The sequence below is a fragment of the Planktothrix sp. FACHB-1355 genome (assembly GCF_014748295.1).
GTDB lineage: Bacteria > Cyanobacteriota > Cyanobacteriia > Cyanobacteriales > Aerosakkonemataceae > Aerosakkonema > Aerosakkonema funiforme_A.
Window position 1 is genome coordinate 1 of record NZ_JACJUP010000511.1, and the last position, 4599, is coordinate 4599.

At 40.7% G+C, this 4599-nt stretch carries 5 protein-coding genes; all 5 read right to left on the minus strand.

Annotated features, from left to right (window positions below; translation table 11 throughout):
* A partial coding sequence (locus H6S82_RS19515; RefSeq protein ID WP_277926498.1) for a PEP/pyruvate-binding domain-containing protein occupies window positions 1-1037 on the minus strand: 1037 nt, incomplete at its 3' end.
* A 488-nt stretch (window positions 1038-1525) separates the two neighbouring features.
* Window positions 1526-2464, minus strand: a complete 939-nt coding sequence (locus tag H6S82_RS19520) for a UbiA family prenyltransferase (RefSeq protein WP_242057026.1) — start codon at window positions 2462-2464, stop codon at window positions 1526-1528.
* A gap of 4 nt (window positions 2465-2468) precedes the next feature.
* Window positions 2469-2987 carry a hypothetical protein gene (locus H6S82_RS19525; protein WP_190472980.1) on the minus strand — a complete coding sequence of 173 codons (519 nt, stop codon included), beginning with the start codon at window positions 2985-2987 and terminating at the stop codon, window positions 2469-2471.
* A gap of 25 nt (window positions 2988-3012) precedes the next feature.
* The gene (locus tag H6S82_RS19530) at window positions 3013-4041 is read right to left on the minus strand and encodes a hypothetical protein (RefSeq protein WP_190472983.1); all 1029 of its coding nucleotides are present in this window, start codon (window positions 4039-4041) and stop codon (window positions 3013-3015) included.
* A gap of 17 nt (window positions 4042-4058) precedes the next feature.
* Window positions 4059-4599: SPASM domain-containing protein (locus H6S82_RS19535; protein WP_191056586.1), on the minus strand; the 541-nt coding region annotated here is incomplete at its 5' end.

Genomic DNA, 4599 nt, shown 5'->3' on the forward strand with positions numbered 1-4599 from the left:
TACACTTCTTCATAAGCGCGACGCGCAAAAGAAAAGGTTAGGGGTGTGGTGACGCCGCTATAACTTTCCGCGATGTTGCTGTTATCCCAAATATTGAAAATGCCATCAGGATCGGAGATTTGTGTCAGTGCGGTGATGGGACGAGATTGCAATAAATAAATTTGTCCATCTTCAATTGCCCACTCAATATCTTGAGGTCGATCGAAGTAATTGCTTACCTCACGTACCAGCTTTGCAACTGCTAGGATTTGTTCGTCACTAAGGATAGGGTTTTCGCCAATTATTTGACGTTGAATGATGTTTTTTTGGCGATCGACATGATAGGTGTCGCCTTCGTTTTCTCCCGATACTAAAGAATTACCCAAACCGCAAACCGCACCGATTACTGCTATACTCCGTCTTCCCGTTACCGGATCTGCTGCAAAAGCAACTCCGGATACTGTGGGATTAACCATGCGTTGAATTAGCACGGCGGGGGGTTTTGGCATTGCAGACAAGCCAAGTTCTCGACGGTAATTCAAGATGCGATCGCTAAAATTCGATTGCCAAACTGCTACTATTTTTTCTGCTACTTCTTCTAGCGGTACGTTCAAAAAACTATCGAGTTGTCCTGCGAAAGAATGTTGCACATTATCTTCTTCAATTGCAGACGATCGCACTGCTACTAATTCCCCATTCGGGCAAAGTCGATGCAGGGTGTAGAGTAATTCTAATTTGACTGTTTTGTGTAGTTGGAGGTTGGTCAGCAATCTCTGAATTTTCACTTCATTTTGTTGTAGAGACGTTTCATCAAACGTCTCTACAGATAAAGAATTTTCATAAAATCTTTCTACAAAATTAAGACTGGTTTCAAAAGCTGTGGGGGAGAGTACAAAGCCTTTGGGGATGAGGAAACCTGCTTGTTGCAATTGGGCGATCGCTCTTGCCTTACCTCCCAGTATAGACGCCACCTCTTCCTTTCCCGCTACATCCAAGTTTTCATAATAAGTTTTTAAACTCCCTAGTGCCAATGTTTCCAAATTGATTATAATTTCCATGTTAGATTAATTTTTTTGTTCTTCAGTAATGAATTAAAGTTGTAGATGTCCTCTTGAGATGAGAAAGCTTTCGATGGTAAGTAATAAAATTGCTTTTGCGAAACAATGAAGTAATAAGTACGCCTTTTCACGACCCTCTGAATATTGCCCAGATTTATTTCTATTATACTACCATCTACAAAATATATTTTTATCCGTTCATCACCGATCTCAAATTGATGAGCTTTGTACGCCCTGTTGTTCTCCTGTGCAATCAAGAAGGTTAATAATAGACTAACGAACAAGACAATTAAAATTAAAATAGGCACTAGGAAAGACAGCATCACTCTTAAAGGTAATCCGGACAACTTTATGAATATTGCCAGAACTATCAATACCACACTGAATTTTAGAGAAAATTCAATTATAATATCTTTGCATAAATCCCGAACTGTCCATCTGTATTCCCGACTTATAATTTGCATAATGTCACTTAAGCACTAGCTTCATCAATAAGGCAAGTAATGTAACAAGCGCAATGTCAGCGGTACAATACCTAAACTTAAATATACAAGCAATGTCCAGAGACTAGAGGTTTTTTCTATAAGTTTAGCCCATTTAGTAATCGGTTGACGCAGAAAAAGCCATGCCACAGCGATCGCAACAATGAATAATATCGCTAGCAAGCAACCGACAGGTGTTGCAAAGTCGATTTGGGAGGCGGATATAAAGGATGCGATCGCCGTCAATGCGATCGCGCCAAGCCAAGCAAACACAGCTTTTTTCCGTCCCCAAACAGCGCTGTAAGTCTCGACACCGAACTCTTCATCTTTGGGCGATCGAATCTTGCGTCCGATTTCAATTACCATCCCATTAAAAAAGCTAGCGACCAAAAACCAAAAAATATCCGCAGGCGGGGACGCCTGCGCCACTAACCAATCACAAGCTGTTGCATACAAATTAATCAGGGGTACAATTACTATGTGGCTGCACATATAAGCCAAAAGATGAGCCTTTAGCCAATTATGCACAAAGAATTCTTTGCACATCAACCCAAAGTAAAGCCACACCAAACCCAGCAACAATGCCAAAGTTGGTGTTAACCAAACAGCCAAACTTAGCTGAATTATGCCAGTAGCAACACCCAGCCAACCTAACTCGCGCAAACTCACCAAACCTCTGGGAACGGGACGGTAAGGACGGTATCGCAAATCGTCATCAAAATCTTTAAATTCATCTGCAATCCGCAGTTGCAAAAAGAAGAGAAAAACGCTGATAAAGGCAACTATTATTGTACTGAGATTCAGTATTTTTGTGCCACCGCGCAGCAGGACAGAATAGCTAATCGCAGCACTGCTGAAAATTGCAATTAGTACTCCATGAGCTACAATTGGGAAGCGTTCTCGCTGATATATCCACCAGCGATCGAACATTGTTTGCTGCTGCATAATTCTAGCTTATTGTATTATTAAAAATCCCTAAAGCTTCCTCAATTTCTTGATTGCTCCAACCTTCAAATCTGAGTCTATTAGCAATTTGAGTGTCGCTCCAACCATATTTATCTTTGCCTTGTTTCATATATTTAACTAAAGCCATTTGTTGAGAAGTCAGCGGTACACTTTCTTGGCGGGGTAATGTGGGGTTAGGCGCGATCGATGTACTTGCTTGCGAAATGCGATCGGCACTGGTTTCCCCCTCACCGGAATTACGATATTTATATAGTAAAATTCCTCCCCAAATGATGCCCCAAATAGGCGCTACTATCATCAAACCGATCAACCAAGCGATCGCGCCAAGAAGAGCAATTCCAATTCCCAGCGTACAGATTGCTAAAAACATTAAACTTGTGACCGCATTTTGTACGCTACCCGTAGTGGCGACTAAGAAAACAAAGATAACGAGCGCTCCCACAAAAACACTTAACAGATGAAAAGTTAATTTTTCATTTTCACTCATTCGTTGTCCTAACATTTGCGATTTACCTCAGAATTTACAATCACAATCTATTGTCAATTACCGTTTCCCAGTAGCGAATGAACACAATAATCAATGCCATATAAATGGGTATAGCAAAAGCTAATTCTACTGGTGTATTAAGGATAGGCGTCTTATAACCGAGCCAAGTTTCCACTGTGCTGTGATTGTAAACTCGGTAGTTATTTTGCATCAACCAAGATTCGATCGGCCAAGCTATAGCAGTCGTAATTATTACAGCAATAGCAAATCTTTGCGGAGTTGGATAATTGATGAAAAATTTACCAACTACAGCCGCAGCAAACCCGACAATGAGAATCCACATCCCTGTTTGGATAAAGCTAATATCGTGAAAAATGTACGACCACTTGGGAAAATTTTCATTGCTCACCATTGGCTCAATCATTACTTCAAATAAGAAGATTCCCATGAAAGCAAGGAAAAAGCTGCGTACCCATTTCCTGCGCTTTACAGGTATGAGGGGAATATCGTCTATTACAAAACTCCAATATTTGTAAAATGCGATGACCAATGCCATAAACACGGGTACATAATATAGGATTTCTAGCGGTACTCCCGCCACCCAAATACCTGAAGTAGCCTCGATAACTTCCGGAGCGTAACTGCGAAGTCCTATATTGACCACAATCGTTTCTAAAACTATGACTGCCAGTGTCAATATAATTAGATAAATTACAAATTTTTTCCACTCTTTCCAATCTGGTAAAAGTTTATCTACCAGTAGCACAACCCCCAAAATTAACTCTGCCCAACCTATAGTTAATATCCAACTAACATCGTGGTAAACATACGCCCATTGCCCCATTCTGAAGTTATGCCACATGGGAGCGGTAAACAACTCAAACATCATTACTCCCGCACTCATTATGAGAAAGCGTAGGGGTAATTTATCTGTGACTTTACGAAGTATTATGAAAGCGGCAGCAACTCCAGCAAAAATAAAAAGCTCAAACAGCACGATGGGTATAGTTGGACTTTTATCGAAGTTGCAGTTTGCCAGAATTGGTGTGAGATAGAGGAGTGAAATCATAAGGTAATGGTGAATTACTAAATGTGGATATTGAGGTTGCCACTTGAGACAGTTTCTTTTTGCCGAAATTCAGAATCTTTGATTTTGCATCCACCCCACTTTGCCTGACAAAATTCGGGTAGAGTTGTCAATCTATCCCAGATTTTCCAAAGGGGTTCTTCGAGAATGTTGCCAAACTTGGCATGGTTGAAATCGCAGGACATAATATCACCGTAAGGCGAAACGTAAAAATAGCTTGTACCGCAAGAACAACCGACGCTGCGATGACTGGTAAAATAAGCAAAGAAAACTACTCCCGGATAATTGGGATTTTGGTTATATTTTCTAGCTGACTGAATCATCTCTTCTATCCAGTCGTTGTTATCAACTAAGTCTTGCCGCTCTTTATATCTTCCTGTTGGCAAAGCATCGAAAACGAGGACTTCATGGATGCCTATCTTTTTCCCCAATTTAACAATTCTGTCTAATTCTCCATCGCGGTAAGATTCCGGAGTCATAGTTGTAGAGATTCCGACAGAAAAGCCTAACTTTTTCGCTGTTTGGATACCTCGCATTGCT